Genomic DNA, 26,170 nt, shown 5'->3' on the forward strand with positions numbered 1-26,170 from the left:
CGACGCCTGGCCGCACAGACGTAGGTGGCTCATCGTCCAGGTCGGACATCTGACCACCCTAGGTTCTTCGGCGGCGGAGGAACGGCGTCTTCGGCGGGAGGGCACTCGGATTGCCCCACAATCGGGGCTCAGGTGACGCCTGATGCGCTCACGCGGCCGCGATCCGCCACTCCAGCATCGCTTGTGGGGCAAATCCGTCCGACCGGGCTCACACCCGGCAGACTCTGCATGATGCGAGAACTCGTCGTACTGGGCACCGCGTCCCAGGTGCCCACGCGGACCCGCAACCACAACGGCTACCTGCTGCGCTGGGACGGGCAGGACCTCCTGTTCGACCCGGGTGAGGGCACGCAGCGCCAGCTGACCCACGCCGGCGTGGCGACCTCGCGGATCACCCGGATCTGCCTCACCCACGTCCACGGCGACCACTGCTTCGGGCTGCCCGGTGTGCTCTCGCGGATGGCCGTCGACGGCGTGGACCACCCCGTGCACCTGCACTACCCGGCGTCGGGCGAGGAGGTGGTGCGCGCGCTGGTCTCCGTGGCCGGTCCGGGGATCGACCTGCGGCTGCGCCCGCACGGCGCGGCCGGCGAGGTCGCGGAGGGGCTCGAGGTGGCCCCGCTGAACCATCGCATCGAGACCTACGGCTACCGTCTCACCGAGCCGGACGGGCGCACGCTGGTGCCCGAGCTGCTGGCCGCCGCCGGCCTCGCCGGCCCCGACGTGGGCCGGCTCCAGCGCGAGGGCGGCGCCGGCGGGGTGCGCCTCGCGGACGTCAGCGTGGCGCGCCCGGGACAGCGCTTCGCCCTCGTGATGGACACCGCCGTGTGCGCGGGCGCCGAGGCCCTCGCCGAGGGCGCGGACCTGCTCGTCACGGAGTGCACATTCGCCGACGAGGCGGCCGACCTGGCGACTGCCTACAAGCACCTCACCGCCGGCCAGGCGGGGGCGCTCGCCGGCACGGGCGGGGCGGGCACGCTCGTGCTCACCCACTTCTCGTCCCGCTACCCCGACGCCGCGCCCCTGGCCGCGCAGGCCGGGGCGCGTGCCGGGGGCGCCAGGGTGCTGGCCGCCGCGGACCTCGACCGCATCGCCATGCCGCCGCGCCGGGAGCTCCCGGGGACACCGCCCGCGGTGCGGATGTCCCGTCACCTCCAGGGGCACCGATGACCAAGCAGCAGCGGCCCGGCCCTACGCCGGTCGGCGTCCACCCGCTCGCGCCCGAGCGCTGGCCGGACCTCCAACGGCTCTTCGCCGGACCGGGCGACCAGTCTCGCTGCTGGTGCGCGTGGTGGCGGCTGCCCGGCAAGGACTTCGACACCGCCCGGGTAGCCGGCCGTCGCGACCTCATGGCCGAGCGTGCCGGCCGGGCGCCGGCGCCCGGGCTCCTCGCCTACGACGGGGACGTGCCGGTCGGCTGGGTCGCCGTCGCGCCACGGCCCGAGTACCCCCGGATCCCGCGCTCCGCCGTTGCCGCGTACGACGAGGGTATCCCCGGGTGCTGGTCGGTGACCTGCTTCTACGTCCCTCTGGGACGCCGCGGGCAGGGGCTGACGACGGTGCTGCTCGCGGCAGCCGTCGGCCACGCGCGGGCCCACGGGGCGCAGTTCCTCGAGGGCTACCCGGTCGACCCCGCGGGCCGCGGATCCTCCAGCGCCATGTACCCCGGTACGCTCGGCGTCTTCCTGCGGGCGGGGTTCGCCGAGGTCGCCCGGCGCCGCGGGCGGCCCACGGTGCGCATGGCCCTCGGCCCGCCCAGCGGCACCGACGTCGCCCGCCCGTCCCCCGTGCCCCCCGAGACCCGCCCCACGAAGGAACCAGATGCCGCTGGTCCAGATCAGCCTCGTCCGCGGGCGTGAGAAGGAGACCGTCCAGGAGTGTGTCCGCGAGGTGGCCCGCACCATCGCCCGCACGCTCGACGCCCCGCTGTCCTCGGTGCGTGTCATCGTCACCGAGGTCGAGCCCGACCACTGGGCCGTCGGGGACAGGTTCACGGACGAGACATGAGCCCCAGCAATCCCCGGCCATCAGCTCCCGCGTGTAGCAGCGCGATCCCGCCGCCGGCTTCGGGGTCAGCGCCGCGCCGCGCCGGCAGATGGTCGGCGATGTCACACCCGGGTGGCAGCCTTGGCGGTGGGGACGGTCCCGCGTCTCCCTCGCTGCGAGGTGGTCCATGTTCCTTCTCGACGACGTCGTGGTCCTCAGCGCCGGGGACGTCACGCTCGGGTCCTCGTGCGAGCTCGCCGTGCTCCACCAGCTCGACCAGCGCCTGGGCCGCGCGGAGCCGGCGCCCACCACGGTGGACGCGATGGCGGCCCGCGTGGCGGAGCTGGGCCAGGCGCACGAGCGGCGGGTGCTGGAGGGGCTGCGCCGGTCCCACGGCCCCGGTGGCGTCCTCGAGCTGGTCCCGCCGGCGTACGAGCGGGCCGCCCTCGAGGCGCACCACGCGCGGACCCTGGAGGCGCTGCGCGCCGGGGTCGACGTGGTCTACCAGGGCAGCTTCTTCGACGGGCGCTTCCACGGGCGCGCCGACTTCCTGGTCCGCGAGCACGCGTCGCGCTACGCCGTCCACGACAGCAAGCTCGCCCGGCACGCGAAGATCCCGGCGCTGCTCCAGCTCGCCGCCTACGCCGACCAGCTGGCCCGCGCCGGCATCCCGGTGAGCGCCGAGGGCCGCCTCCTCCTCGGCGACGGGAGCATCTCCGGCCACGACCTCACCGACATCGTCGCGCTCTACCGCGAGCGCCGGGCCCGGCTCGAGGCGCTCGTGGACGGGCACGCGGCCCAGCCGGACGCCGCCCGGTGGGGTGACGACCGCTACCGCGCGTGCGGGCGGTGCCCCACGTGCGCGCGGGCGGCCGAGGCCCACCGCGACGTGCTGCTGGTGGCGAACCTGCGCCTGTCCCAGCGCGCGAAGCTCCGCGCGGCCGGCATCACGACGGTCGAGGAGCTCGCCGCGTCCACGGGACCGGTCGACGCCATGGCCCGCTCGACCCTGGAGTCGCTGCGCCACCAGGCCCGGCTGCAGAGCGCGCAGGACCGCGCCGGCCCGGGCCCGGACGGGCGCCCCCTCGTGCGCGCGGAGGTCGTCGACGCCGCCGCCATCGCCTCCCTGCCCGCGCCGGACCCGGGCGACGTCTACTTCGACTTCGAGGGCGACCCGCTGTGGGCGCGGGGCGGCTCGGACTGGGGGCTGGAGTACCTCTTCGGGCTCGTGGAGGCGGACACCGGGGAGTTCCGCACCTACTGGGCGCACGACCGGGCGGCGGAGAAGCACGCCCTGGAGGGTTTCCTCGAGTACCTGCGGGACCGCCGCCGCGCCCACCCCGGGATGCACGTCTACCACTACGCCCCATACGAGAAGACGGCGCTGCGGCGCCTGGTGGGCCGGCACGGCGTGGGTGAGGAGGAGCTGGACGAGCTGCTGCGCGACGGCGTCCTGGTGGACCTGTACGCGACGGTCCGCCAGGGCATCCGCGTCTCGCAGCCGTCGTACTCGCTCAAGAAGCTCGAGCCGCTGTACATGGCCGAGGCTCGCTCGGACCAGCTGGACAACGCGGCGGACTCCGTGGCCATGTACGCCGTCGCCTGCGACCTCGCCGACGCCGGCGACGCGGACGGCGCCGCCGCGACGCTGGCCGCCATCGCGGAGTACAACCACTACGACTGCCGCTCCACCCGCGCGCTGCACCGCTGGCTCCTCGAGACGCTGTCCGCGCAGCGCGCCGCGGCAGGGTCGGCGGGCGACGCCGGGCACGGCGGCGGGGGCGGACCCGGCGCCGACGCCGGCGAAGCGGCCGGACGGGGCGCCGACGGCGGGGCGGAGGACGGCGACGACGCCCCCCGCACGAGCGACGCTGACCCGGACGCCGAGCTCCGCGCGGCCCTTCTCGCCCGCGCGGGCGACGGCCCGGCGGAGGCGCGCACGGCGGACGAGCAGGCCTTCGCCATGGTGGCGGCGGCCCTGGGCTACTCCCGCCGTGAGCGCAAGCCCTTCTGGTGGGAGCACTTCGACCGGCTCTCCACGCCGTTGGAGGACTGGGGCGAGCAGCGCGACACCCTGATCCCGGACGCGGTCGCCGTCGAGCGGGACTGGTTCAAGGAGGGGCGCCAGCGCAGCCTCCGCCGGCGTCTCCGGCTCACCGGCACCATGGCCACCGGGTCCACCACGGGCGAGGGCACCGCCGTCTTCCTCCATTATGACCCGCTCTTTCCCGGCGGCCTGACCCCGCCGGCCGGCGGCATCCGCGCCGGCCACCAGCGGGCCGTCGTCCGCGAGCACGCGGACCGCTCGCTCCTGGTGGAGGAGAGGCTGGCGTCCGACGCGGCCCCCTACCCGGACCTACCGGTGGCCCTGAGCCCCGGGCCGCCCCCCGCGACGGCCTCGCAGGAGGCGGCCGTCAGGGCACTCGCCGGGGACGTGGCCGCCGCGGGCCTCTTCCCCCACCCCGGCCTGGACCTCGCCCGCCGGCTCCCGCCCCGGGTGGCCGGCGGCGCCCTGCCCCCGGTCCCGGCGGCCGAGGATGGCCCCGTCACCGCGATCACCGCCGCGGTCCGGGCGCTGGACCGGTCCTACCTCGCGGTGCAGGGCCCGCCGGGCACCGGCAAGACGTATGTGGGCGCGCGGGTGATCGCCCGCCTCGTCGCCGACGGGTGGCGGGTGGGTGTGGTGGCCCAGTCCCACGCCGTCGTCGAGCACCTCCTGGACACCGTGGTCGAGGCGGGCGTCCCGGCCGACCGGGTGGGCAAGAAGGACGCCGACGCGCGACCCCACCCGTGGTCCGTGGTCCCCGACTCGGCGTACGCGGCCTTCCTGGACCGGCACCGCACGCACGGGTGCGTGCTGGGCGGGACGGCGTGGGACTTCACCAACACCGGGCGGGTTCCGCGCGGCCTGCTCGACCTGCTGGTCGTGGACGAGGCCGGGCAGTTCTGCCTGGCCACCACACTGGCCGTCTCGCTCGCCGCCCAGCGCCTGCTGCTGCTCGGGGACCCGCAGCAGCTGCCGCAGGTGAGCCAGGGCGCGCACCCCGAGCCGGTCGACGGCTCGGCGCTGGGGTGGGTCGCGGGCGGGCACGGCGCCCTGCCCGCCGAGCACGGGTACTTCCTGGAGCGGACGTGGCGGATGCATCCCGCGCTCACGGCGCCGGTCTCCCGGCTCTCGTACGAGGGCCGGCTCTCCTCCCAGGAGCGGGTCACCGCGCGGCGCTCGCTCGAGGGGGTCGAGCCTGGGATCCACGTGGTCGTGCTGGACCACCGCGGCAACGCCACCGTCTCGCCGGAGGAGTCGGCCGAGGTGGTCCGCCGGATCCGGGGTCTCGTGGGCCGCGCGTGGTCCGACGGCGTGGCGCCGCCGCGGCCGCTGGGGCCGGGCGACGTCCTCGTCGTCGCCGCCTACAACGCCCAGGTCGCGAGCATCCGGGCCCACCTGGACGCGGCCGGGCTCGGGGAGGCGCGCGTCGGCACGGTCGACAAGCTCCAGGGGCAGGAGGCCCCCGTCGTGATCGTGTCCATGGCGGCTTCGACGCCCGAGGACGTGCCCCGCGGGATGGGGTTCCTGCTCTCGCGCAACCGCATCAACGTGGCCGTCTCCCGAGGCCAGTGGGCCGCGATCCTCATCCGCTCGAGGCAGCTCACCGACTACCTGCCCCCGACGCCGGAGGCCCTCGCCGAGCTCGGCGCCTTCATCCGGCTGTGCGACGACGGGAGGCGAGAACCGCCGGGCCGCTCACCGCGCCGCCACGCTCAGGGCATCGGCGAGCCCGGGCCCGCGATGTCCCCGCCGGGCTGATCCAGCGGGGCCTCTTCCTGCTCGGCGGGGCGCTCGGCCTCGTCGGCGAAGGGGACGTCGGCGTCGGCCGCCTCGTCGATGTCCGCGCCCGTGTCATTCAGGTTCTGCGCGGCCGCATGAGCCGCCGCGCTCGCCCGGTCCGCGGACTCCCGTGCCCTGCCCAACGTCGACTCGCTCATGACATGACCCCTTCCGTCGGCAGCTCTCACCCTCGCCCCACGCCGGGGCGGGCGCAACAGCGGGCCGCCGCGGCTCAGGGTTCGCGGTAACCCGGGCGCCCGGGGCGGCGCCACACCCGCCAGCCCCACAGGGCCACCGCCGCCCACGCCGCGAGGACGGGGAGGTCGCCGGCGTTGAGCCCGTGCGACCCGCTCACCTCCAGGATGACGGGGCCGGCCCAGCGGTGGTGGCCGGCGAGGAGCAGCAGCGCCACGGCCGTCGCGGCGCCCACCACGACGACGGCGACCAGGCGTCTGAGCATGGCGGGGAGTCTAGGCGGGAGCGGCCGTCAGGGCGGCGGACCCACCACCCCTCCCCGGCCACCGCGCCGCCTCCCGCCGTGGCGGGACGGCCCCGAGTCGGCACACCGGGGAGCCGGCTATGCCGTCTCGGTCACGTGCTGCGCCTCGTCCTTGGCGAGGGTGGCCCGGGCCAGGTCCCGCTCGGCCCGCTCGGACGAGCGGACGTAGCGCTCCCGCGGCCCGTCGACCACCAGGTGCGGCCGGTGCGCGAGCTGGTAGTGCACCCGCACGTGCCAGGACCGCTTCACCCAGACCGCGGCGCCCACCGCGACGAGGATGGAGGCGATCGCGCCGACGCCCACGGACCAGCGCGGCCCGAAGGCCTCCGAGATCCAGCCGACGATGGGCGAGCCGATCGGCGTCGCGCCCATGAAGACCATCATGTACAGGCTCATCACCCGGCCGCGCATGGCCGGCTCGGTGGACATCTGCACGGTGGTGTTGGCGGCCGTCATCATCGTCAGGGAGAACAGGCCGACGGGGATGCACAGCAGGGCGTACAGCTCGTAGGTGGGCATGAGGGCCTGGACGCCCATGGTGAGCCCGAACAGCAGCGCCGCCCCGATCACGAGGCGCACCCGCGGGTTCTTGCGTCGGGCGGCCAGCAGCGCGCCGGTGACCGAGCCGATGGCCAGGATCGAGCCGAGGATCCCGTACTCCCCCGCCCCCATGCCGAACTCCTCGCGGGCCATGGTGGCGGAGGTCAGCTGGAAGTTCAGGCCGAAGGCCGAGACGACGCCGACCACCACCATGATCACCAGGATGTCGCTGCGGCGGCGCACGTACTTCACGCCCGCGCGCACCTGCCCCTTGGCGCGGGGGGCGTGCGGCGTCTCGTGGAGCTCCCGCGTGCGCATGAGGGTCAGGGAGAAGATCGTCGCCCCGAAGGAGACCGCGTTGATGAGGAACACCCAGCCCGGGCCCACCACGGCGATGAGCAGGCCGGCGACCCCGGGCCCGATCAGCCGGGCGATGTTGAAGGACGTGGAGTTCAACCCGACGGCGTTGGGCAGGTCCGCGGCGGGCACCATCTCGGCGACGAAGGTCTGGCGCACCGGCCCGTCCAGCGCGGTGACCACGCCGAGGGCCAGGGCGAAGACGTAGACGTGCCACAGCTCGGCGACGCCCGTGAGGACGAGCACCCCCAGCCCGGCGGCCAGGATCCCGAGTCCGCTCTGGGTCGCGATGAGGAGCTTGCGCCTGGGCAGCCGGTCGGCGAGCACCCCGGCGAGCGGGCTCAGCAGCAGGGTGGGCAGGAACTGCAGGGCGGTGACCACGCCGACCGCGAAGCCGGAGTTGTCCGACAGGACGGTCAGGACCAGCCAGTCCTGGGCGACACGCTGCATCCACGTGCCGACGTTTGCGACGAGCGCCCCGAAGAACCAGAGGCGGTAGTTGAAGTACCGCAGCGAGTAGAAGGTCCGGCTCATTCCTCCACCATCCTTCGCAGTATCACGGCGGCCTCCGCCACGACCTCCCGCTCCGCGGGGGTCAGCCTGGCGAGCCCCTTGTTCAGCCAGGCGTTCCGTCGCCGCTTGATCTCCTTGACCAGGTCCCGGCCGGCGTCCGTGGCGGTGACGACCACCTGGCGCCCGTCCTCGGGGTGCGGCGTGCGCGCGACGTACCCGGCGTCCTCCAGGGCCGCGACGGTGCGGGTCATCGACGGGGGCTGGACCCGCTCGCGGTCGGCGAGCTGCTTGGGCGTCAGCGGCCCGTTGTGGACGACGGCGGCGAGCACCGAGTACTGGGCCTCGCTGACCTCCGAGCTGGACTCGTTGCGCAGGCGCCGGGAGAGCCGGAGCGTCGCGATCCGCAGGTTGGTGGCGAGGTCGGGCCGGCGCTCGGGCCTGTGCTGGGCGGGCGCGGGGGACTCGGCGGCGATCGTCATTTCGTTAGCGTAACTCATTACCCTTGCTAACTTTCCCGCAAACGGGGTTATTCCGGGCCGCGCGGCCCGTCGGACGGTCCCCGCTGTGAGCGGTCCCACAGGGACAACAAGTGGCAAGTTCCCGAGAGGCCTAGGTCGGGCAGACGCGGCGGGGGCAGCATGGGTACCAACCCGCCCGGAGAGCTCTCGGCACCGGTGCGCCCTCACCGGGCGCCGCCGGCCGACGCGCCTCCGGGCTACCTCTGACCGCCTCCGGGAGACCCCGTCATGGACTGGCTGCACATCGTCTACGTTGTGCTCGGCATCGGGCTGATGCTGCTGCTCAACATCAAGTGGAAGATCAACGCGATGATCGCGCTGCTGCTCGCGGCGCTGCTCATCGGCTTCCTCGAGGGCTTCGCGCCGCTCGACCTGCTGAACACCATCCAGACCGGCTTCGGCTCGACGCTGGGCTCGCTGGCGATCATCGTCGTGTTCGGTGCCGTCATCGGCAAGCTCATGGTCGACTCCGGTGCCGCGCACCGGATCGCGCGGACCCTGATCGACCGGTTCGGGATCCGGTTCGTCAAGTGGGCGATGGTCATCGCCGGCCTGGTCTTCGGCCTCGCGATGTTCTACGAGGTCGCGTTCATCATCCTGGCGCCGCTGATCATCTCGGTGGCGATCGAGGCCAAGATGCCGTTCCTCAAGATCGCCATCCCGGCGGTCGCCGCCGCGACGACGGCGCACTCGCTGTTCCCGCCGCAGCCGGGCCCGGTCGCCCTGGTCGACGCCTACGCCGCCGACACCGGCATGGTCTACATCTACGGCATCATCATCGCGATCCCGACCGTGATCATCACCGGGTTCGTCCTGCCGCGGTTCCTCGGCAACCTCGACCGCCCCATCCCCAAGCTGCTGCAGTCCTCGGAGCCGATCGAGGAGCGCAACATGCCCTCCTTCGGCATCTCGATCTTCGTGCCCCTCATCCCGGCGATCCTGATGATCGCCGCGACGATCGCCAACATCTGGCTCACCGAGGGCTCGACCGCCCACACCTGGGTCAACTTCTTCGGCTCCTCGATCGTGGCCGTGTCGGTCGCGATGGCCGCCGCGTTCTACTTCTTCGGCATCCGCCCGGGGCGTGGGATCCAGTGGGGCATGGACGGCTTCGGGGAGGCCGTCAAGGGCATCGCCATGGTCGTCCTGATCATCGGCGCCGGCGGCGCGCTCAAGCAGGTCATCATCGACACCGGCATCGGCGACTACATCGGCTCCCTCATGGGCGCCACCTCAATCTCGCCGTACATCATGGCCTGGCTCATCACCGTGCTCATCCGCCTGGCCACCGGCCAGGGCGTGGTCTCGGCCATGACCGCCGCAGGCATCATCGGCGCCGCACTCATGGGCCCCGACGGCACCCTCGTCGGCGTCGACCCGGCCCTGCTCGTGCTCGCCACCGCGGCCGGCTCGAACACCCTCACCCACGTCAACGACGCCTCGTTCTGGCTGTTCAAGGGCTACTTCGACCTCTCCGTCAAGGACACCCTCAAGACGTGGGGCCTGCTCGAGCTCTGCAACTCGGTCGTCGGCCTGGGCATGGTCATGCTCATCAGCGTGTTCGTCGGCTGACATGAGCACCAGGTTCACGGCGCGGCGCATGGTGCTCTCGGGCCCGCTCGCCGCCGCCGTGGCCCGCGCGCTCGGGGAGGTCCCCGGCCTGGCCACCCGCGTGGCCGCGGCCGGGGACGTCTCCGCCGCCGACCTGGCGTGGGCGGACAGCTACGCCGGGTTCACGGTGCCCGGCAACCTCGGCTCCTCGGCCGTGCGGTGGGTGCACGCCATGGCGGCCGGCGTCGACGCGGCCCTGCGGTCCCTCGGCACCTCCCCCGCCGTCGGCGGGCCGGTCCTGACCCGGACCGTCGGGTCGATGCCGCGCGCGATCGGCACGTACGTCCTCGGCCAGGTGCTCGCCGACCATCTGCAGCTTGCCCGCTACCGGGACCAGCAGGCCCGGCACGTCTGGGCGCCGCTCGCCAACCGCGCGCCGGGGAACCGGGGCGTCGTCGTGCTCGGCACCGGCGAGATCGGCGCGGGCATCGCCGGTGTCCTGCGCGGCGGCGGCTTCCGCGTGGTCGGCATGAACACACACGGGCGTGCGCGTGCCCCCTTCGACGAGGTGGTGGCGCTCCGTGACGGGGCCGCCCACCTGGCGGGCTGCGACGTCCTCGTGTGCGCGCTGCCCCTGACCGACGCCACGCGCGGCCTGCTCGGGCACGACCTCTTCGCGCACCTGGACGACGCGCTCGTCGTCAACGTCGGGCGCGGCGCGTGCGTCGTGCCCGCGGGCCTCCGCGCGGCGCTGGCGGACGGGCACGTCCGCCACGCCGTCCTCGACGTCGTCGAGACCGAGCCGCTCCCGGGCGACGACTGGCGCTGGGACCACGAGCGCGTGACACTCACGCCGCACGTGTCCGGACCGACCGAGCCCGCCGACGTCGTCGCGGCGATCCTTCAGTGCCGGGAGGCGCTCGCGCGGGGCGAGCGGCCGGCGCTCGCCGTCGACCTCGCCCGGGGGTACTAGACCGGCGTCACGCTCGCCGTCGCCCGGGGGTGCCGAACGGGCGGCGCTCGCCGTCACGATCGCGGTCGCCGAGCGGGCGGCGGGGGATCACCAGCCCGCCGCCGCTCGGCGCCGCGCGGCCAGGAACTCCCGCAGCTGCCCGACGACGAACGCGTGGTCGTCCCGCTGGGGCAGCCCGGAGACGCCGGCCGCCCCCAGCAGGGTGCCGCCGGCCAGCGCGAGGGGGAAGACCCCGCCGTGGGCGGCGTAGCGGTCCACGTCCAGGCGGCTGTCGCGGTCGAAGTCCTTGCCCTGGACCCGGAACTGCTCCCCCACGCCCAGCGAGCTGTGCCCGTAGCGCAGCACGACGGCGGTCTTGCGCTCCAGCCAGGCGTCGTTGTCGGCGCTCGTCCCCTCGAGCGCGGCGTGGAAGACGCGCTGCCCGCCGAGGACGATGCCGACCGTGACCGGCAGGGCCCGGTCGGCCGCCGCCGCACGCATCCGGGAGCCGAGCTGCCAGGCGTCCTCCCTGTCGAAGGAGGTCACCCGCAGCTCGGCCTCCTCGGCGAGGATCTGTTCGTAGAACTCGGACGAGTAGGTCATGGGCGCCACTGTAGGGCGCCCGCGCGGCGGCCTACCGGGCCTAGATGCCCAGGGCCTGCTGGATCGGGCCGAGCGCGAAGTACACGACGAACAGCGCGGCCACGACCCACATGAGCCAGTGCACCGTGCGCGCCCCGCCCCGGCGGGCGGCGGCGAGGACCACGTAGGCGATGAACCCGGCGCCGATGCCCGCCGTGATGGAGTAGGCGAACGGCATGAGGACGATCGTGAGGAACGCGGGGATCGCGATGCCGGCGTCGCGCCAGCTGATGTCCGTGACCTGCTGCATCATGAGGAACCCGACGATGACCAGCGCCGGGGTCGCCGCCTCGTACGGCACGGCCGCCGCCAGCGGGGCCAGGAAGGTGGCCAGCAGGAAGCAGACGCCGGTGACGATCGAGGCGAAGCCCGTGCGGGCGCCGTCGCCCACGCCGGTGGCGGACTCGATATAGCTGGTGTTGGAGGAGACGCCCGCCGCGCCACCGGCGGCCGCGGCGATGGAGTCGATGACCAGGATGCGGCTGGTGTTCGGGGGGTTGCCGGCCTCGTCGAGCAGGTCGGCCTCGGCGCCGATGGCCACCATGGTGCCCATCGTGTCGAAGAAGTCGGCCAGCATGATCGAGAAGATCAGCAGCAGCGCGGCGATGGGGCCGATCTTCTCGAAGGCCCCGAACAGCGAGAAGTCACCGAGCGTGGAGAACTGCGGGGCCTGGATGACCGGGCCCTCCAGTGCCGGCACGGACAGGCCCCAGCCGCCCGGGTTCTCCGGGCCGAGGACGCCGAGGTGGGCGACAGCCTCGACGACGCCGGCCAGGACCGTGGCGGCCACGATGCCGATGAGGATGGCGCCGCGCACCTTCCGCACCATGAGGACCATGATGAGGAACAGGCCGACGATGAACACGAGCGACGGCCAGCCGGCCAGGGAGCCGTTCACGCCCAGCCCGAGCGGCGTGCCGCCGCCGGTGCGCACGATGCCGGCATTGACGAGGCCGACGAGCGCGATGAACAGGCCGATGCCCACCGAGATGGCGACCTTGAGCTGAGTCGGCACGGCCCTGAAGATGGCCCCGCGCAGCCCGGTGAGCACCAGGACGAGGATGATCAGGCCCTCGAGGACGATCAGGCCCATCGCGTCGCCCCACGTCATGCCGGGCAGCCCGACGATCGTGTAGGCCAGCAGGGCGTTGATGCCCAGCCCCGCCGCGAGGGCGAGCGGGAAGTTCGCGACGGAGCCCATGAGGATCGACATGAGGCCGGCCACCAGGGCGGTGCCCGCGGCGACGGCGGCACGGTTGGGCTCGTCGGTCCCCCCGCCGAGGTACGCGCCCGTGCTGTCCGGGGTGGAGAGGATGAGCGGGTTCAGCACGAGGATGTAGCACATCGCGAAGAACGTCACGATGCCGCCGCGCACCTCCCGGCCGACGGTCGAGCCCCGCTCCGTGATGCGGAAGGTGCTGTCCAGCCAGCCGGGGGACGTCTTCATGGGGGGCGCGCTCGGCGCTGCTGTGCTCACGTTGGCCAATCGTCGCACACCCTCCCATTTCCTGGAATCGGCGTCTCACCGCCGATGTGGCGTGGCTGACACCCCGGCGCACGGCCCCGCCGGGGGCCTCTACCATCGGGCCATGCCCGACATGCACCTCTTCGAGCGGCGCCCCGACCCGCCGACGGCCAAGGTCAACGCCGTCACGCTGGCCGTGACGGGCACCGCGGTGTGGGCGGCCGGCACGGTCGTGGTGGCCGTCCTCATCGCCCAAGGTCGCGTCGGGCACCACCTGCTCGACGTCTGCCTCGCCGGGCTCGGCATGGGCGTCGTCGGAATCGCCTGGGGCTTCGTCCACGAGCGCCGGGCCCGCCGGGTCGCGGCGCCGCCGTCCCCGTCCACCCCGTCACCATCACCCTCAAAGGAGAGCCCCACCCCATGAAGATCCTGCTGCCCACGGGTATCGACCTGCACCCCGCCCTGCCCGACGACGTCGAGGCCGTCCCGTACTCCCCCTCGGAGCCGCTGCCGGCCGAGCACCACGACGCCGAGGCGTTGGTCGTCTGGGGCAACTCGCGGGAGCACCTCGAACAGCTCGCCCGGGACCTCACCGGGCTGACCTGGGTGCAGGCCCTCGCCGCGGGCCCCGACGCCGTCCTCGCGGCCGGCTTCGACGACGGCGCCGTCGTCACCTCGGGGCGCGGCCTGCACGACGCCACCGTGAGCGAGCACGCCCTCGCCCTCTCGCTGGCCCTGATCCGCCGCCTGCCGCAGGCGCGTGAGGCGCAGCGTGAGCACCGGTGGGCCACCGAGATCGGCGGCGTGCAGCCCCTGCGCCCCTCCGGGCAGATCACGACCCTGATCGGCGCGCGCGTGCTCATCTGGGGGTTCGGCTCCATCGGTCAGCGCCTCGCGCCGCTGTACCGCTCCCTCGGCGCCACCGTGACGGGAGTGGCGCGCAGCGCCGGGGAGCGGGCCGGCTTCCCCGTCGTGGCGGAGGAGCAGATCGAAGCCGCGCTCGCCACGACCGACCTGCTCGTCATGGTGCTGCCCTCCTCGCCCGCGACGGACAAGGCCCTGAATGCCGAGCGCCTGGCCGCGCTGCCGGAGGGCGCCCTGCTGGTCAACGTGGGCCGCGGCACCACCGTGGACGAGGACGCGCTGGTCGAGGCGCTGCGCGCCGGCCGCCTCGCCGGGGCGGGGCTCGACGTGACCGCCGTCGAGCCGCTGCCGGCCACCTCGCCGGTGTGGGACGCGCCGAACCTGCTCCTCACCCCGCACGCCGCCGGCGGGCGCCCGGTGGGCGCCGACGAGCTCATCTCGCACAATGTCGCCGCGCTGCTGGCCGGTGAGCCGCTGCGCAACGTCGTCGGGCGCTGAGGGACCACCGCACCGTGCGGACGGGGCCCGCCCGTGGCCAGGTCGACGCACGTCGCCCGTGGGGTCGACGTGGCGCCCAGCAACCAGCTGTGGAGGCGGGCGGGCCGCCTACTGCAGCGGAGGAGCGGAATTGACGGACACGTCTGACGGAAGCTTCTCGGTGTTGGCGGTGTGCACCGGCAACATCTGCCGGTCGCCCGCCGCCGAGCGGCTGCTGCGCTCGGCGATCGGCACCGACCGAGGGATCGCGGTCTCGAGCGCGGGCACGGGCGCGCTGGTCGGCCAGCCCGTGCACGAGCCGATGGCGGAGCTGCTCCACGGGGTCGGCGTGGGCACCGAGGGCTTCGCGGCCCGCCGCGTCACGCAGTCGATGGTGCGCGACGCGGACCTGGTGCTGGCGCTGACCCGCGCGCACCGTGCCGCCGCGGTCGACCTGTGGCCCGCCGCGGTGCGCCGCGCCTTCACACTGCGTGAGTTCGCCCGGCTGGGGAACCGGGTGGACGGCGCCGAGCTCGAGGCCCAGGCAGGGCCGGGGGCCGGCCCGGCCCGCCGGCTCGCCGCGCTGGTGCCCCTGGCGGCGGCGCACCGGGCGCAGGTACCGGCCGAGCTCGACGATGTCGTCGACCCGTACAAGCGGACGCTGCCCGTCTACGAGGCCTCGTTCGACCAGATTCTCGCCGCGGTGCAGACAGTCGCTCGGCTCGTGCTGGGCGCCGAGGGCTCGACCGGGGCCTGACCGCCCACCGCCTCGACCGAGGCGACGTGTCCGGCGGTCCGTGTCAGAGAGGCTCTCCCGGGCCGCCAGGTCCGGGCCCTTCCCCCGTCCGCAGGAGCACGTGGGTGAGCGCCGTCGCCGCCTCCTCGGCGCACGCCTCCAGCTCGGGCAGGTGCGCACGGGCCTGGTCGACGGCGCCGGCGTGGGCGGCGTCCGCCGTCTTCCTCGCCAGGCCGGCGACCGTGTCCGCGCCCACCATGGAGCTCGAGCAGGACAGGCTCAGCGCCGCCACGTGCGCGTGCTCGCCGTCGTCCCCGGCCAGTGCGGCGCGGATGCGCGCCATCCGGCCGTCCAGCATCGCGACGTAACGCTCGGCGAACGCGCGGGCGATGTCCGCGCCCATCTCCTCACTGAGGGTGCGCAGGACGTGCGGTGAGATGGCCGGCTGCCCGGCGTGGCCTGCGGGCACGGTCAGCACCCGGGCCGGGGGCGCCTGCGCCCGCACGGCCCGGGCGCGCGCCGCGGCGTGGGCGCGCGCCGCGGCGTGGCGGTCGCGGTTCCGGGCGGGCGCCGCGGCCCGGCGGTCGCGGTTCCGGGGCCAAGGCCCTGGCGGCCCGTCATGGTTTCGCTCACTGCTCGTCCTCAGGGGCTGCGGAGCGGGCGATCCTCGGTCGCTCCTGGTGCCGCCGGTGGCGGCGACCTCGCGATCCCGGGTGTGCGCTTCACCGTCCGCGCACGTCCGGAACTGACCCGTCAAGCACAGCAGCGAGCAGCCCCGCGCGGGATGCCGTTCCGGATGAAGGCCCTGGTGAAATGCGGCTCTCACCCTGTGTGGTTCTGGGCGATGGCGGCGGCGGGCGCAGGTGAGGCGGGGTGTCGGCGCGGGTGAGGCCCCCGGTTCACGGCGCGTCCGATGCGGGGCACGCGCCGACGCGTCAGCACTCGTCAGTCGGAGCAGGCACCGACGCGGCTCACTCGAAGTCGACGTCGCTCTCGGGGAACCCCAGCTGCCGCCCCCGGTAGGACATGGCGATCTCCACCCAGGGCAGATAGTCCAGGGTCTTCTCCGAGACCCACCACAGGTGGCCGCGGCCGGGGCGGTTCACGACCATCGCGGCGTGGTGGCCGGACGGCGCCGTCACGAGCGGGGTGACGTGCCGGCTGGTCGAGGGGCCGACCCCGGGGATCCACCGCATGCCCGTCCGGGGCGGGTCGAGCAGGAGGTTCGCCGTGGCGATCTCGGCCACGCCGAGCAGCTCGGCCTCGAGGGTGATCCTCCACTGCGGCGCCATGACGGGTTCGCGTGCGAAGAACCCGCCGGCGACGGTGCCGTCGATGTCGCCGCCGACCTGGAGCACGTCTGCGGCCGGCAAGGACGGCACGCGGCCCGTGCTGACGACGAGATCGACGCCGTCACACCAGGCGGACGTCGTGTGCGCGCCGTGGGCGACGATCTCCGCCTCGATCTCGGACGGCACTCGGTTGAGTAATACGGTGGCGGGCATTGCTCGTTTCCCCTCGTCAGCGTGGTCCGGGCTGGATCTGGGTCTGGCTCGAGCATCGACCCGATTGGGGACGCTCGCGACACGAAAAGGTGCCATGTCCGGTTCCTGCCCGAGCGGCGTGGCGTGTCACCGCACCGGCCGCCACCTGCCGCCGGCCCGGCACTCCAGGTTCGGCCGCCCGGGCGTCGCGAGGCCTCGCACCGTCGCCTCGACACGCCGGGCGACGGCGTCGGCGTCGCCGTCGTCGTCCGCGGTGAAGCGCACGCTGATCACGGGCGCACCGCGGACGATGGCGACGTCGCGGGCCTCCACGGTGACCACCTCGGCCGCGGCGTCTGCCGCCGCGGGCAGCAGCCCTTCCGGGGCCACGCCGGGGCGGAGCAGCCCGACGGCCATCCTCACGCGGTAGGACGGCACGCGCGCGCCCTCACGGGATGAGCCCCGCGCGCCGCCGCGTGGTGCGGTTCGCGTGCACGGACCACCGCGGCACCCAGCGCGCCAGGGCACCGGCGGCCGCGACGCCGAGCGCGCCGGTGACCCAGATGCCCACGGCCAGCGAGCCGAGCGCCGCGCCGGCGGAGACCACGAGCGGGCCGAGCGCGCCGCCGCCGTCCTGGAACACCCGCCACATGCCGAGGAACTGCGCGCGCCCCTGCGCCGGGGACACGTCCGAGCCCAGCGTCATGAGGATGCCCGAGCTCATGCCGTTGCCCAGGCCCATGAGGGCGGCCGCGACGGCGACGCCGGCGATCGTGTGGGTGAACGGCAGCATCACCATGGCCGCGCCCATGACCAGCATCGACGGGATCCCGATCCACAGGCGCCCCATGCGGTCCATGACCTTCCCCGCCGGGTAGAACAGCAGCATGTCCACGGCGCCCGCCAGGCCGAAGATCAGCGACGTCGTCGCCGGGTCGAAGTCCAGGTGCTCGCCCCACAGCGGCAGCACCGTCTGGCGGGCGCCGCGCACCGCGCCCACCAGCAGCACGGCCACGCCGAGGGACGTGAAGACGGCGCGGTGCTCGCGCAGGATCTGGACCAGGGACGGGCCGGAGCCCCCGCGCCGAAGCGCGCGCTGCGCGGCGCGGCGCTCGCGCAGGGTGCCCGACGCCGGGACGCCGACGCGCTGCGTGTCGTCCGGCACGAGCAGGAGCGTGACGGTGGCGGCGGCCGCGGCGCCCACGCCGAGCCAGTAGGCGTTGGCGACCGAGCCGCCGCTGATCACCAGCGCGCCGGCGAACGGGCCGAGGAACAGGCCGATGCGGTGGACGCCGGCCAGCGTGGACAGCACCCGGGCGCGACGCAGCGGCGGCGTGATCTCGGTGAGGTACGAGTGCCGGGCCAGGTTGAACACGGCCGACGCCGCGCCGGTGAGGAGGACCGCGACGGCGAGCGTGATGAGGCTCGGGGCCAGGGCGGCCCCGACGAAGGCCGCGGCGGCGACGACGCCCGCGAGGATCATAGCCCGGCGGTCCCCCACGCGGGCGGCGAGCGCCCCCGCCGGGAGGTCGGCGATGATCTGGCCCACCGGCAGCAGCGCCGCCACCACGCCGGCGACGGCGAGGTTGGCCCCCAGCCCCACCGCCGTCGGCGCGATGATCGGCAGCATCGCGCCCACGCCGATCTCGAAGACCAGTGAGGGCACGAAGGCGCCGAGCACGACCGTGCGGAACGGGAACATCGGGGCGTCGTACAGGTCGGGCCCGGGACGGCGCGGAGCCGGGATGCTTGCGGCGGGTTCGTCAGTCATCGTGCCCCCATCATTCCCTGTCCGGCCCTCCCCTCCGCTCGCGGGACCTGCCGCCCGCGGCCGTTCGCGGGGGACGCTCGCGGGGCGTTCCCTGGGCGCTCGCGCGCCGGGCCATGACATCGGACACAATCAGTCCGTTGCGTGGCTGGTATCGGACGATGTTGCTAGGTTCACAAACATGACTGAGGTGTGCGAGACACGCACGGCCGTCGTCGTCGAGGACGACGAGGACATCCGCGCGCTCATCCACGCCGTCCTGACGCAGGCCGGCTTCACCGTCCACGCCGCGGCCACGGGAGCCGAGGGCGTCGAGCTGGTCCGCGAGCACCAGCCCGTCGTCACCACGCTCGACATCTCGCTCCCGGACATCGACGGCTTCGAGGTGGCCCGGCGGTTGCGGTCCATCTCCGACACCTACGTCGTCATGCTCACCGCCCGCGCCGAGGAGATCGACACCCTCCTGGGCCTCGAAGCCGGCGCCGACGACTATCTCACCAAGCCGTTCCGCCCCCGCGAGCTGCGCGCACGCATCGAGGCCATGCTGCGCCGTCCCCGCCATCTCACCCCTGCCGCCGCCGCTCCCGCGCCGGCGCCCGCACCCGCGCCCACGGCAGGCGAGGGCCGGACCCAGCCGGGCGACATCCTTGGTCACAACGGCCTGCGGATGGACCTCGCCGCCCGGCTCGTCCAGCTCGACGGCACCCCGGTCCACCTGACCCGCAGCGAGTTCGACCTCCTCGCCGCACTCCTCACCGCCGCGCACCGCGTGCTCGCCAAGGCCGAGCTCGTCCGCGAGATGTGGGGCGAGGAGTACGCGACGGACGCGATGGTCACGGATGCGGACAAGCGCACCCTCGAGGTGCACATGGCCAACCTGCGCCGCAAGCTCGGTGAGGACACCGCGCACCCCAGGTTCGTCGAGACGGTGCGCGGCGTCGGTTACCGGCTCACGCCGGCGCGCTGACCACCTTGGTCAGCGCCGCGCTCGTGGCCGCGGCCAGCTGCAGGATCTCCGGCAGGGCCTCCCGCGCCGGCCGATAGTTGCCGTGCCGGAGCGTCGGCTCCACCGATGCTGCAACCTCGGCCAGCTCCCACGCCCCCACCGCGACGCTCTCGCTGCGCAGGCCGCGCAGGGCGACCAGCGCCTGAGCGGTGTGGCACGCCGTGAGCGCGACGCGCAGCATGTAGATCCGTTCGTCGAGAGTCGCCACGTAACGCGCAACGTAGGCGCGGGCGCTGTCGGTGCCCACCTCCTCACCCAGCGTGCGCAGCACCGCGAGATCGATGGTCACGTCCGCCCACCCTTCGTCCCGACGGGCGTGACGTGCGCGTCTGACGCATCGTGCCTGGTCCCGACTGTGAGCAAGCACATCAGGACGACGCCGGATGCATTTGTGAACGTCGGGGGAAGGCCGGGTGAAAAGGTCGGACCACCCTGCCCTGTCGGGGGTGAGGCGGGGTGAGCGAGTGTGCGTCAGACCCGGGCGAGTAGGGCCGCGGTGGTCATCGCCGCCACGAGCATCAGCTCGGGCAGCAGCGCGCGCGCCGCGCTGAGAGCCCCGGAGCGCAGGTACGCCGTCAAGGACCTGGCCACCTCCGCGAGGGCGTCCGCGCCCACCATCGTGCTCGAGCTGTGCAGGCTCAGCGCCGCCACGTGGGCGGTGACGGCGTCGTCGTGCTCCACGGCCGTGCGGAGCCGGTCGACCCTGCCCTCGAGCATGGACAGGTACCTCGCCGCGAACCCGTGGGCGACGTCGTCCCCGACATCGTCACCGAGATCCCGCAGGCCGCCGGGGCTGAGGACGGCGCTCATGCGCGTGCGCCCGCCAGGTCCCGCCGCCGGCTGTGGGCGGGGCCACTGCCGCCCCGGTGGCGTGGCCGTGACGCGTGCGGCGCCGGGACGACGGCGGCGTCCGCCGCATCGGGGTGGGTGTCCGCGGTGTCGGTGTCTGCGACGTCGGCGGCGTCGACGGCGTCGGCGTCCGCGTGACCGCGGCCGTGTGCGGCCATGGCAGTGATGGGGTCGGTGCGGCTGGCGGCCGCGGCCGCCGCCACGGAGGTCCGTCGTGCCCGCAGGGCGCCGACGAGCTGGACGGCGCCGTAGGCGAACAGGGCGACGGCCGCGACCGTGACACCGGTGCTCTTCTGGTGGCCGCTCAGCGCGTTCGCCAGGTACCCGGCGTAGGGGACGTGGTACTCCACCACCCCGCGGATCTGCGTGGCGGTGAGCGTCCACGGGTCGGCGGCGTTGTTCGCGTCGCCCTGCGTGGTGAAGGAGACCGCGCCGTCCGAGGACTGCGTGCGCCCGACGATCCGGTGCGTCACCAGGGTCGGGTCGTCCGGGCGGGGCATGAAGGTGATGACGTCACCGATGGCGAGCAGCGCGGCGTCGTCGTCGCCCTCGATTGTCTCGACGACCACCTGGCTGCCGGTGGGGATGGTGGGCTCCATCGAGCCGGTGAGGATGGTCAGCGGCACCCAGCCCATGAGGCGCGGGATGAGGACCATAACGGCGGCGAGCGCGATGATGCCGGCAAGGAGGAGCCAGAGGATCCCGCGGCCGACGCGGCGGAGGTTGAGTGCTGCGGTCACCGTGGGGGCTCCATCCTTGTGGTCGACGTTCGAGCGGTTGGCCCTCATGCGGCGCTCCCGGGCGCTGGCTCGGCAATGGCGTTGGCGGACAGGCAGCTGACCTTGTTCGCCGCGGCCTTCTCCAGGCGGAGAGTGAACACCTGGGTGCTGTCGAGCGACGGGCTCGTGTCGCCCTCGGGGTAGACCCGGACCTTGAGCAGGATGTCCTGCTTGGCCAGCTCGTCCGGGATCTCACGCCCCTGGATGACGGCGCTGCGCGAGGTGGCACTCAGCCCGGACGACGCCGTCGTGAGGGGCGTCCACCCGGCAGGTGTGCGCATGAGGATCTCCCACTTCGCGCCCGACGGGATGGGCGCGACGGGCCAGTCCCACGTGAGCGTCGCTGCCTTGTCGTTCGCGGGGAGGACGGCGCATGTCAGGGCTACCGGGAGCGGACGGACCACGGGCGCTGGGGCGGGGACCGTGAAGGTGGTCACCCAGGTGGTGGCCGGCGAGGTCCACTCGGCGGGGGCGGCCGCGACGGCGCCGAGCGTCGTCGTCAGGGTGAGGGTCTGACCGCCGAGGGCGCTCCGCAGCGCCGGCCCCGCGTCGACGCGCACGCACAGGTTCGCGGACTGCTGCGGGGCGAGGCTGAGCCGCCCGCCGGGGGTGCTCGCGCTCGCCGCGACGGTGAGCGCGGTGCCGGTGGAGCCGGCGGACCAGCTCACGGTCGCGTTGGTGCACGACGTGCCCGCGGGCGCCGCGGCGTAGTCGATGCGCGAACCGACCAGGGCCGGCGCGACGTTGCTGCCGTTCGAGGTGACCGCGAGCCCGCTCGGTGCCCACAGGGTGGTGACCTGGGCGGCGCTGTTGGTGATGGTGGTGGCGACACCCTCTGGCGTCGTCGGCGCGGGGGTGGCGAGCGCGACTGCGTCCGTGGTCACGCCGCTGGTGGCGAAGGTCGCCTCCGAGTGCCAGAGGGCCTCGGAGGTGCCGGAGGGAGCGAGCGCGCTGGCGATGAGACCCACCGCGGCGGCGCCGAGCAGGCCGCGGATGCCGTGACGACGGGCGTGCGGGCGCGTGTGTCGCTCCTGCCATGACGTCGGGGGCGTGGGCTGCTGCGCGGTCATGCCGCTGCTCCGTTCTGCGTGAGCGACCAGGTGATGGCGCCCGGGGTGAGGGTCTGTCCCTGGGTGCCGCCGGAGGTGGGGACTGTCGTCGTGATCGTGGCTGTCACGACCGTGTTGTGCTGCGCGGGCGTGACCGTCCAGGAGCGTGGGGTGCCGGGGACCGGTGTCAGCGCCTGATTGATACGGACCGTCATGCCCCTGACCATCGCGTCGCGCAGGGCGGCGGAGCTGTCGTGGCCCGCGATGGCGCTGGTGTCCAGCGTGAGGGTCGCCGTCAGCGTGTCGCCCTGGACCAGGAGCTTGACCGGGACGGTGAAGGTGAGGGTGTCGCCGCCGATCAGGCGCTGGGCAGCGAGCCCGCCCGTCACGTCCTGGCTGGTGGTCGCTCCGTTGGCCGTCCGTGTCAGCGTGACGGACATCGCCTGCTGCTCGAGCAGGAGCTGGCCGCTGGTCACCGTGGCTCCGCCCATCGTCGCCGTGTCGAACCACTCGGCGTAGCTGCCGCCGCCCCCGCTGAGGAGGGCGAGACCCACCACGCCGGCGACGGCGGCGCGGACGAGGCGAGGTCTGGGCACGGCGGGGGCTCCTGTATCAGGTGGATGGCGGTGTGGTGCGTCCGGGTGCGGGCTCGCGGCCCGCACCCGGTCAACGAGGCGTTCAGGCGTTGCGGGCGGCACCCTGTGTCAGCTGGACCTCGACGTTGCTGAGGTTCACGCGCTGTGCCTGGGCGGTGGCCCCAGCGACCGTGTCGGGGAATGTGACCGTTAGGACGACGTCGAGCTTCTGGTCCGTCGCGCTCTGCTTGATGGTCGCGCTCAGCCTCTCAGAGGGCTTGCCATTGACGAAGAAGGTCGAGGACTGCCCAAGCGCAGCGGCCAGGTCGCTGTCACCGGTGACCGCGGGGGTGGCGATGTTGGTGGTGAGTGCTGCGTTCAGCAGGTCACCCTTCGCCTCGATGGTGACGGACTGCTTGAACGTCAGGACATCACCCGGGACGACCTTGTAGGTCGAAGGTTCCACGGTCGCGCCCACGCTGTTGGTCCACACGCCGGCGGTGGCGTCCTTGAGCTTCAGCGTGCCGCTCGAGATGGCGCTCTCGCTCCGGACCGCCTGGGTGGCGTTCCAGCTGGCGAACGAGCTGCCCCCCGCGGCGAGGAGCGCGATGCCGACCGCACCGGCGGCGATCGCCTTGACGGCCTTGCTGGAGCTCTTGGTGGCGGCGTGACCGGTGCTGCGAGACATGTGGCGTTCCTTCGGTGAGGACTGGCTGGGCCCGGCGGGAGTCGTTCGGGCTATGTCAGTGAGACTGCCCGGCCGACCTCAGCGAACCCCTCAGGCCTCCTTCAGGTCACCTCAAGATCTGCTCAAGGTTCCTTCGACGGCGCCATCGGGGCGGCCCCATCCAGCGCGCGGCCGTCCGTCTCGGCCACGACCACCCGGTTCCCGCCCTGCGCGATGGCCTCGTGCGAGGCGGTGCGGGCGGTCGCGCACAACTCGCCCAAGTCGTACGCGTACTTCCGCGCCCCGGCGACGCCGACGCTGGCGGTGAGGCGCAGCGCCCCGCCCGGAACCGAGAGAGGCGCGTCGATGAGCTCCGTGCGCACCTCGGTGGCCCAGGCGGCCGCGTCCTCCACCGTCCAGGCGGGGATGAGGACCTGGAACGCCTGGCCGTCGGACGCGTCGCGGCCCATCAGCGCCCGGGGCGGAAGCAGCATCTGGGCGATCTCGCCACAGATGGTCAGCGCGCGGTCGGCGTACGGGCGCCCGAACGCGACGGCGATCTCCCGGAGGCTCTCGGGCGCGATCGCGATCATCACCGCCGGGGCGCCCGCCTGCTCGGCCGACCGGAGCTGCGCGAGGGCGCGCGGCTCGAAGGAGTGGTGGGTGCGCGCGCCGGTCATGGGGTCGAAGTTGCGCACCTCGTGCGCGCGCTCGTCGGCGTGCTGGCCGCGCAGCGCGATCATCGTGAAGGCGCCCCCGTTGACGAGCAGCACGCCCACCAGCGTGGTCACCTCGGTGCCGACGTACGTCTGGAACGGCGCGGACTCCGGGCCGGCACCGAGGAAGACCGCCAGCCGCACGAGGTAGTAGCACCCGGCGATGAGCACGATCAGCGCCAGGGCCGACCCCGCCCGGAACGCCCGGAGCGGGCCGCACAGGATCGTGCGCGCGGCCAGAAGCGCCCCCACGGCAGTGGCTGCCAGCATGACCTCCGCGCCCGCCCAGAATCCGCCGTCGGGCCCCGCCACGAGCGTGGTGACGGCCGCGAGGAGGGCGGCCGCGAGGGAGACCTCGACGAGGGAGCGGCGCCCGCCGTAGGCCCGGGCGCCGCTCCACACGGCGAAGGCGGTCAGGACGGCGGCGCCGTTGCCGACGGCGTTGGCCCACCACAGTGCGGCCGACAGCCCGGTGGCGAGGTTGGCCACGGCGGTGATCACGGCGGAGGCGAAGGTCAGGCTCCACAGCCGGTCGACCGTCGCGCCGTCGCGCGCCCAGGCCTCGGCGATGTACATGCCCGAGCTCATGAGCACCACCAGCGCCGAGAGCACCAGCAGCGTCGTCAGGTCAAGATCCATCAGCGCGCTCCTCCTCCGTGGGGTCCGGCAGGGGCAGCCGGATGTCGACGCGGGTGCCCACGCCCGGGGCGCTGGTGAGCGTGATCGTGCCCCCGTGCGCCTCGACGATCGACCGGCTGATGTGCAGCCCCAGGCCCGTGCCCTGGATGGGCCCCTTCCGCACCGCCTCCGCGCGGTAGAAGCGGGAGAAGATGTTCGTCTGGTCCCGCGCCGAGATCCCGATGCCGGTGTCCCGGATGCTCAGACAGACCTCGCCCGGCTCCCGATGGTTCTCGATGACGACCCGGTCCCCCGGCCGGCTGTACTTGATGGCGTTCGAGAGCACGTTGTCGACGACCTGCAGCAGGCGCCCGTGGTCTCCGACCAACGGGCACGGCGTGGTCACGTGGTTGGTGACCTGGACCGTCGAGCGTTCCGCGCGGGGCCCCTGCCCCTGCACGGCCTCGGCGACGACGTCGCGCAGGTCGATCGGGGCGGCGAACAGGTCCAGCCCGCCGGAGCGGGTCTTGCCGGCCGTGAGCAGGTCGGAGATGAGGCGCAACAGCCGCTGGCCGTTCCGCTCGGCGACCGAGAGATGGTTGCGGACGACGCCGGGGGTGCTCTCGTCGTCGATCGCCAGCTCGAGGTAGCCGAGGATCGAGGTCAGCGGGGTGCGGAGCTCGTGCGAGACCGAGGCGACGAAGTCGTCACGCTGGGCCAGCGCGGCCATCTCCGCGGTGAGGTCCTGGTACACCACGACGGCGCCGTCCCGGTCGCCGCGCTCGTCGGTGAGCTGGCTCGAGGAGACGCGGAAGGCGGTCAGCTCTCCCGTGCCGTAGTCCCACCAGGTCAGCTCACGGTCGATGTTCTCGCCCCGGCTGGCCCGCACCAACGGCGACCGCCCGGTCCCGAGGGGGGTCGTGCGGTCGGCGGCATAGCCGTCCACGCCCCCGCGCACGCTGACATGGTCGCCGACCCTGAACCGGCCCCCGAGGACCTCGGCCTGGGCGCGGTTGATCAGCGTGATGTGACCCGCACGGTCGATGGCGATGACGCCGACGTCGATGGTGTTGAGGATGGAGTCGAGCAGCCGTCCCTGCTGACGGGAGCGCTCCAGCGTCTCCTCCACCAGGGCGCTCTGCCGGCCGAGCAGGTTGTGGCGCGCCGCGGCGCGTTGCTCCGCGAAGTGGACATAGAGCCCGACGGCGGCGAAGACGATGGGCAGCAGGATCATGCGCTGGACGTCGCCCGCACCGATGTGGGGGTGCGCGATCCTGGGGCCCCAGGCGGCGGCCGTGCCGGCCACCACCGAGGTGACCACACCGAGCTTCCCGAAGACGGTGGACATCCACAGCGTCGGCAGCACGAGCAGCGTCGTCAGGCGGAACTCGGACTCCACCGTCGGCGCGATGGCCGCCATGTCCATCAGCGGGACGACGATCGACCAGCCCCTCGGGAGCCGGCGCCACGGCACGCTGACGGAGAGCGCGGTGGCGACGAAAGCCACCATGAGCCCGCCGGAGAAGCGGCTGTCCTCGAACATCCGCGGATCGAGGACCAGGACGCCCAGCGCGAGCAGGAAGGTCACGGCGGCGAACGGCAGCTGACGGATGAACACGCTCAGGTGCGAGGTCTGCGCGAGGCGGGCGGTCGGGCGCCGGGTGCCGCTCTCCCCGGGCGCGGGCCGGTCGCGGACGAGCCCGCGCACGCGCTCCGCCGTCCGCCTCATGCTC

General features: G+C 73.8%; 28 protein-coding genes. 10 read left to right on the forward strand and 18 right to left on the reverse strand.

All coding sequences use genetic code 11. From position 1 onward, the window contains the following. Positions 1-231: 231 nt before the first annotated feature. The 4 genes from EJK16_RS15855 (at position 232) to EJK16_RS15870 (ending at position 5,791) form a co-directional block, all read left to right on the forward strand. Entirely contained in the window at positions 232-1,170 is a 939-nt protein-coding gene (locus EJK16_RS15855; RefSeq protein WP_127131052.1) for a ribonuclease Z, read from the forward strand. After that, positions 1,167-1,859 (forward strand): GNAT family N-acetyltransferase, encoded by a 693-nt coding sequence (locus EJK16_RS15860; protein ID WP_205739802.1) that lies wholly within the window; start codon positions 1,167-1,169, stop codon positions 1,857-1,859. Before EJK16_RS15855 ends, EJK16_RS15860 begins: the two co-directional genes overlap by 4 nt. Then, the gene (locus EJK16_RS15865; RefSeq protein ID WP_127131054.1) at positions 1,822-2,007 is read left to right on the forward strand and encodes a tautomerase family protein; all 186 of its coding nucleotides are present in this window, start codon (positions 1,822-1,824) and stop codon (positions 2,005-2,007) included. The genes EJK16_RS15860 and EJK16_RS15865 overlap by 38 nt, the downstream gene beginning before the upstream one ends. Before the next feature lie 166 nt (positions 2,008-2,173). Beyond that, entirely contained in the window at positions 2,174-5,791 is a 3,618-nt protein-coding gene (locus tag EJK16_RS15870; RefSeq protein ID WP_127131056.1) for a bifunctional RecB family nuclease/DEAD/DEAH box helicase, read from the forward strand. Here the strand turns inward: EJK16_RS15870 and EJK16_RS15875 are convergent. From EJK16_RS15875 to EJK16_RS15890, 4 genes are all read right to left on the reverse strand, one after another. Then, the gene (locus EJK16_RS15875; RefSeq protein ID WP_127131058.1) at positions 5,746-5,970 is read right to left on the reverse strand and encodes a hypothetical protein; all 225 of its coding nucleotides are present in this window, start codon (positions 5,968-5,970) and stop codon (positions 5,746-5,748) included. The two genes, EJK16_RS15870 and EJK16_RS15875, sit on opposite strands and share 46 nt — an antisense overlap. 74 nt (positions 5,971-6,044) lie before the next feature. Then, positions 6,045-6,272: a hypothetical protein gene (locus EJK16_RS15880; RefSeq protein ID WP_127131059.1), complete on the reverse strand. Its 228-nt coding sequence runs from the start codon at positions 6,270-6,272 to the stop codon at positions 6,045-6,047. A 117-nt stretch (positions 6,273-6,389) separates the two neighbouring features. Beyond that, positions 6,390-7,742 carry an MFS transporter gene (locus tag EJK16_RS15885; RefSeq protein WP_127131061.1) on the reverse strand — a complete coding sequence of 451 codons (1,353 nt, stop codon included), beginning with the start codon at positions 7,740-7,742 and terminating at the stop codon, positions 6,390-6,392. Continuing rightward, positions 7,739-8,200: a MarR family winged helix-turn-helix transcriptional regulator gene (locus tag EJK16_RS15890; RefSeq protein WP_127131063.1), complete on the reverse strand. Its 462-nt coding sequence runs from the start codon at positions 8,198-8,200 to the stop codon at positions 7,739-7,741. Before EJK16_RS15890 ends, EJK16_RS15885 begins: the two co-directional genes overlap by 4 nt. Positions 8,201-8,467: 267 nt before the next feature. Here EJK16_RS15890 and gntP point away from each other — a divergent pair, with 267 nt between their 5' ends. Further along, complete coding sequence (gene gntP / locus EJK16_RS15895) at positions 8,468-9,811, forward strand: gluconate permease GntP (protein WP_127131065.1); 1,344 nt, start codon at positions 8,468-8,470, stop codon at positions 9,809-9,811. Position 9,812: 1 nt separating this feature from the next. Next, positions 9,813-10,763 carry an NAD(P)-dependent oxidoreductase gene (locus EJK16_RS15900; protein ID WP_127131067.1) on the forward strand — a complete coding sequence of 317 codons (951 nt, stop codon included), beginning with the start codon at positions 9,813-9,815 and terminating at the stop codon, positions 10,761-10,763. A gap of 87 nt (positions 10,764-10,850) precedes the next feature. Here the strand turns inward: EJK16_RS15900 and EJK16_RS15905 are convergent, their stop codons facing one another. After that, on the reverse strand, positions 10,851-11,345 hold the full coding sequence (locus EJK16_RS15905) for a heme-degrading domain-containing protein (protein ID WP_127131069.1): 495 nt from the start codon (positions 11,343-11,345) through the stop codon (positions 10,851-10,853). A gap of 40 nt (positions 11,346-11,385) precedes the next feature. Continuing rightward, positions 11,386-12,831 carry an NCS2 family permease gene (locus tag EJK16_RS15910; RefSeq protein ID WP_127131071.1) on the reverse strand — a complete coding sequence of 482 codons (1,446 nt, stop codon included), beginning with the start codon at positions 12,829-12,831 and terminating at the stop codon, positions 11,386-11,388. Between the two features lie 142 nt (positions 12,832-12,973). On the opposite strand from EJK16_RS15910, the gene EJK16_RS19685 reads away from it, so the two are divergent. The 3 genes from EJK16_RS19685 to EJK16_RS15925 all read left to right on the forward strand — a co-directional run bounded on the left by EJK16_RS19685 (position 12,974) and on the right by EJK16_RS15925 (position 14,947). Next, positions 12,974-13,273, forward strand: coding sequence for a DUF2530 domain-containing protein (locus tag EJK16_RS19685; protein WP_164737375.1), 300 nt, complete (start codon positions 12,974-12,976; stop codon positions 13,271-13,273). After that, on the forward strand, positions 13,270-14,211 hold the full coding sequence (locus EJK16_RS15920) for a phosphoglycerate dehydrogenase (RefSeq protein ID WP_127131075.1): 942 nt from the start codon (positions 13,270-13,272) through the stop codon (positions 14,209-14,211). The genes EJK16_RS19685 and EJK16_RS15920 overlap by 4 nt, the downstream gene beginning before the upstream one ends. A 130-nt stretch (positions 14,212-14,341) precedes the next feature. Continuing rightward, positions 14,342-14,947: a low molecular weight phosphatase family protein gene (locus EJK16_RS15925; RefSeq protein ID WP_240646114.1), complete on the forward strand. Its 606-nt coding sequence runs from the start codon at positions 14,342-14,344 to the stop codon at positions 14,945-14,947. Between the two features lie 43 nt (positions 14,948-14,990). On the opposite strand, the gene EJK16_RS15930 is transcribed toward EJK16_RS15925, so the two are convergent. The 4 genes from EJK16_RS15930 to EJK16_RS15950 all read right to left on the reverse strand — a co-directional run bounded on the left by EJK16_RS15930 (position 14,991) and on the right by EJK16_RS15950 (position 18,181). Further along, positions 14,991-15,395 carry a hypothetical protein gene (locus EJK16_RS15930; protein WP_164737376.1) on the reverse strand — a complete coding sequence of 135 codons (405 nt, stop codon included), beginning with the start codon at positions 15,393-15,395 and terminating at the stop codon, positions 14,991-14,993. A gap of 502 nt (positions 15,396-15,897) precedes the next feature. Beyond that, on the reverse strand, positions 15,898-16,431 hold the full coding sequence (locus EJK16_RS15940; protein ID WP_127131083.1) for a hypothetical protein: 534 nt from the start codon (positions 16,429-16,431) through the stop codon (positions 15,898-15,900). A 126-nt stretch (positions 16,432-16,557) separates the two neighbouring features. Next, positions 16,558-16,848: a hypothetical protein gene (locus EJK16_RS15945; RefSeq protein ID WP_127131085.1), complete on the reverse strand. Its 291-nt coding sequence runs from the start codon at positions 16,846-16,848 to the stop codon at positions 16,558-16,560. A gap of 10 nt (positions 16,849-16,858) precedes the next feature. Then, a complete protein-coding gene (locus EJK16_RS15950) occupies positions 16,859-18,181 on the reverse strand; it encodes an MFS transporter (protein ID WP_127131087.1) in 1,323 nt (440 codons plus the stop codon). A 178-nt stretch (positions 18,182-18,359) separates the two neighbouring features. Between EJK16_RS15950 and EJK16_RS15955 the strand changes: the two genes are divergently transcribed. Beyond that, positions 18,360-19,145 (forward strand): response regulator transcription factor, encoded by a 786-nt coding sequence (locus tag EJK16_RS15955; RefSeq protein WP_127131089.1) that lies wholly within the window; start codon positions 18,360-18,362, stop codon positions 19,143-19,145. Here EJK16_RS15955 and EJK16_RS15960 read toward each other — a convergent pair. From EJK16_RS15960 to EJK16_RS15995, 8 genes are all read right to left on the reverse strand, one after another. After that, positions 19,129-19,473: a hypothetical protein gene (locus EJK16_RS15960; protein ID WP_127131091.1), complete on the reverse strand. Its 345-nt coding sequence runs from the start codon at positions 19,471-19,473 to the stop codon at positions 19,129-19,131. The two genes, EJK16_RS15955 and EJK16_RS15960, sit on opposite strands and share 17 nt — an antisense overlap. 182 nt (positions 19,474-19,655) lie before the next feature. Then, on the reverse strand, positions 19,656-19,994 hold the full coding sequence (locus EJK16_RS15965) for an Hpt domain-containing protein (RefSeq protein WP_127131093.1): 339 nt from the start codon (positions 19,992-19,994) through the stop codon (positions 19,656-19,658). After that, positions 19,991-20,821: a signal peptidase I gene (locus tag EJK16_RS15970; RefSeq protein WP_127131095.1), complete on the reverse strand. Its 831-nt coding sequence runs from the start codon at positions 20,819-20,821 to the stop codon at positions 19,991-19,993. Before EJK16_RS15970 ends, EJK16_RS15965 begins: the two co-directional genes overlap by 4 nt. Then, on the reverse strand, positions 20,818-21,882 hold the full coding sequence (locus EJK16_RS15975) for a hypothetical protein (RefSeq protein WP_127131097.1): 1,065 nt from the start codon (positions 21,880-21,882) through the stop codon (positions 20,818-20,820). The genes EJK16_RS15970 and EJK16_RS15975 overlap by 4 nt, the downstream gene beginning before the upstream one ends. After that, positions 21,879-22,457 carry an alternate-type signal peptide domain-containing protein gene (locus tag EJK16_RS15980; protein ID WP_164737377.1) on the reverse strand — a complete coding sequence of 193 codons (579 nt, stop codon included), beginning with the start codon at positions 22,455-22,457 and terminating at the stop codon, positions 21,879-21,881. Before EJK16_RS15980 ends, EJK16_RS15975 begins: the two co-directional genes overlap by 4 nt. A gap of 82 nt (positions 22,458-22,539) precedes the next feature. Then, positions 22,540-23,124, reverse strand: a complete 585-nt coding sequence (locus EJK16_RS15985; protein ID WP_127131101.1) for an alternate-type signal peptide domain-containing protein — start codon at positions 23,122-23,124, stop codon at positions 22,540-22,542. Positions 23,125-23,246: 122 nt separating this feature from the next. Beyond that, positions 23,247-24,458, reverse strand: a complete 1,212-nt coding sequence (locus tag EJK16_RS15990) for a diguanylate cyclase domain-containing protein (RefSeq protein WP_127131103.1) — start codon at positions 24,456-24,458, stop codon at positions 23,247-23,249. Next, positions 24,448-26,166 (reverse strand): cell wall metabolism sensor histidine kinase WalK, encoded by a 1,719-nt coding sequence (locus EJK16_RS15995; protein ID WP_127131105.1) that lies wholly within the window; start codon positions 26,164-26,166, stop codon positions 24,448-24,450. The genes EJK16_RS15990 and EJK16_RS15995 overlap by 11 nt, the downstream gene beginning before the upstream one ends. Positions 26,167-26,170 lie beyond the last annotated feature (4 nt).

Source organism: Georgenia sp. SYP-B2076 (genome assembly GCF_003991205.1).
Lineage (GTDB): Bacteria > Actinomycetota > Actinomycetes > Actinomycetales > Actinomycetaceae > Georgenia.

What these genes read in the sequence shown, in the direction of transcription:
- EJK16_RS15900 (WP_127131067.1), top strand. Translation starts at nt 9,813, where the DNA reads ATGAGCACCAGGTTCACGGCGCGGCGCATGGTGCTCTCGGGCCCGCTC.
- EJK16_RS15975 (WP_127131097.1), bottom strand. Translation starts at nt 21,882, where the DNA reads ATGACCGCGCAGCAGCCCACGCCCCCGACGTCATGGCAGGAGCGACAC.
- EJK16_RS15905 (WP_127131069.1), bottom strand. Translation starts at nt 11,345, where the DNA reads ATGACCTACTCGTCCGAGTTCTACGAACAGATCCTCGCCGAGGAGGCC.
- EJK16_RS15910 (WP_127131071.1), bottom strand. Translation starts at nt 12,831, where the DNA reads ATGAAGACGTCCCCCGGCTGGCTGGACAGCACCTTCCGCATCACGGAG.
- EJK16_RS15880 (WP_127131059.1), bottom strand. Translation starts at nt 6,272, where the DNA reads ATGCTCAGACGCCTGGTCGCCGTCGTCGTGGTGGGCGCCGCGACGGCC.
- EJK16_RS15885 (WP_127131061.1), bottom strand. Translation starts at nt 7,742, where the DNA reads ATGAGCCGGACCTTCTACTCGCTGCGGTACTTCAACTACCGCCTCTGG.
- EJK16_RS15985 (WP_127131101.1), bottom strand. Translation starts at nt 23,124, where the DNA reads ATGTCTCGCAGCACCGGTCACGCCGCCACCAAGAGCTCCAGCAAGGCC.
- EJK16_RS15865 (WP_127131054.1), top strand. Translation starts at nt 1,822, where the DNA reads ATGCCGCTGGTCCAGATCAGCCTCGTCCGCGGGCGTGAGAAGGAGACC.
- EJK16_RS15955 (WP_127131089.1), top strand. Translation starts at nt 18,360, where the DNA reads ATGACTGAGGTGTGCGAGACACGCACGGCCGTCGTCGTCGAGGACGAC.
- EJK16_RS15940 (WP_127131083.1), bottom strand. Translation starts at nt 16,431, where the DNA reads ATGCCCGCCACCGTATTACTCAACCGAGTGCCGTCCGAGATCGAGGCG.
- EJK16_RS19685 (WP_164737375.1), top strand. Translation starts at nt 12,974, where the DNA reads ATGCCCGACATGCACCTCTTCGAGCGGCGCCCCGACCCGCCGACGGCC.
- EJK16_RS15875 (WP_127131058.1), bottom strand. Translation starts at nt 5,970, where the DNA reads ATGAGCGAGTCGACGTTGGGCAGGGCACGGGAGTCCGCGGACCGGGCG.
- gntP (WP_127131065.1), top strand. Translation starts at nt 8,468, where the DNA reads ATGGACTGGCTGCACATCGTCTACGTTGTGCTCGGCATCGGGCTGATG.
- EJK16_RS15970 (WP_127131095.1), bottom strand. Translation starts at nt 20,821, where the DNA reads ATGAGGGCCAACCGCTCGAACGTCGACCACAAGGATGGAGCCCCCACG.
- EJK16_RS15870 (WP_127131056.1), top strand. Translation starts at nt 2,174, where the DNA reads ATGTTCCTTCTCGACGACGTCGTGGTCCTCAGCGCCGGGGACGTCACG.
- EJK16_RS15860 (WP_205739802.1), top strand. Translation starts at nt 1,167, where the DNA reads ATGACCAAGCAGCAGCGGCCCGGCCCTACGCCGGTCGGCGTCCACCCG.
- EJK16_RS15950 (WP_127131087.1), bottom strand. Translation starts at nt 18,181, where the DNA reads ATGACTGACGAACCCGCCGCAAGCATCCCGGCTCCGCGCCGTCCCGGG.
- EJK16_RS15995 (WP_127131105.1), bottom strand. Translation starts at nt 26,166, where the DNA reads ATGAGGCGGACGGCGGAGCGCGTGCGCGGGCTCGTCCGCGACCGGCCC.
- EJK16_RS15990 (WP_127131103.1), bottom strand. Translation starts at nt 24,458, where the DNA reads ATGGATCTTGACCTGACGACGCTGCTGGTGCTCTCGGCGCTGGTGGTG.
- EJK16_RS15890 (WP_127131063.1), bottom strand. Translation starts at nt 8,200, where the DNA reads ATGACGATCGCCGCCGAGTCCCCCGCGCCCGCCCAGCACAGGCCCGAG.
- EJK16_RS15965 (WP_127131093.1), bottom strand. Translation starts at nt 19,994, where the DNA reads ATGAGCGCCGTCCTCAGCCCCGGCGGCCTGCGGGATCTCGGTGACGAT.
- EJK16_RS15855 (WP_127131052.1), top strand. Translation starts at nt 232, where the DNA reads ATGCGAGAACTCGTCGTACTGGGCACCGCGTCCCAGGTGCCCACGCGG.
- EJK16_RS15920 (WP_127131075.1), top strand. Translation starts at nt 13,270, where the DNA reads ATGAAGATCCTGCTGCCCACGGGTATCGACCTGCACCCCGCCCTGCCC.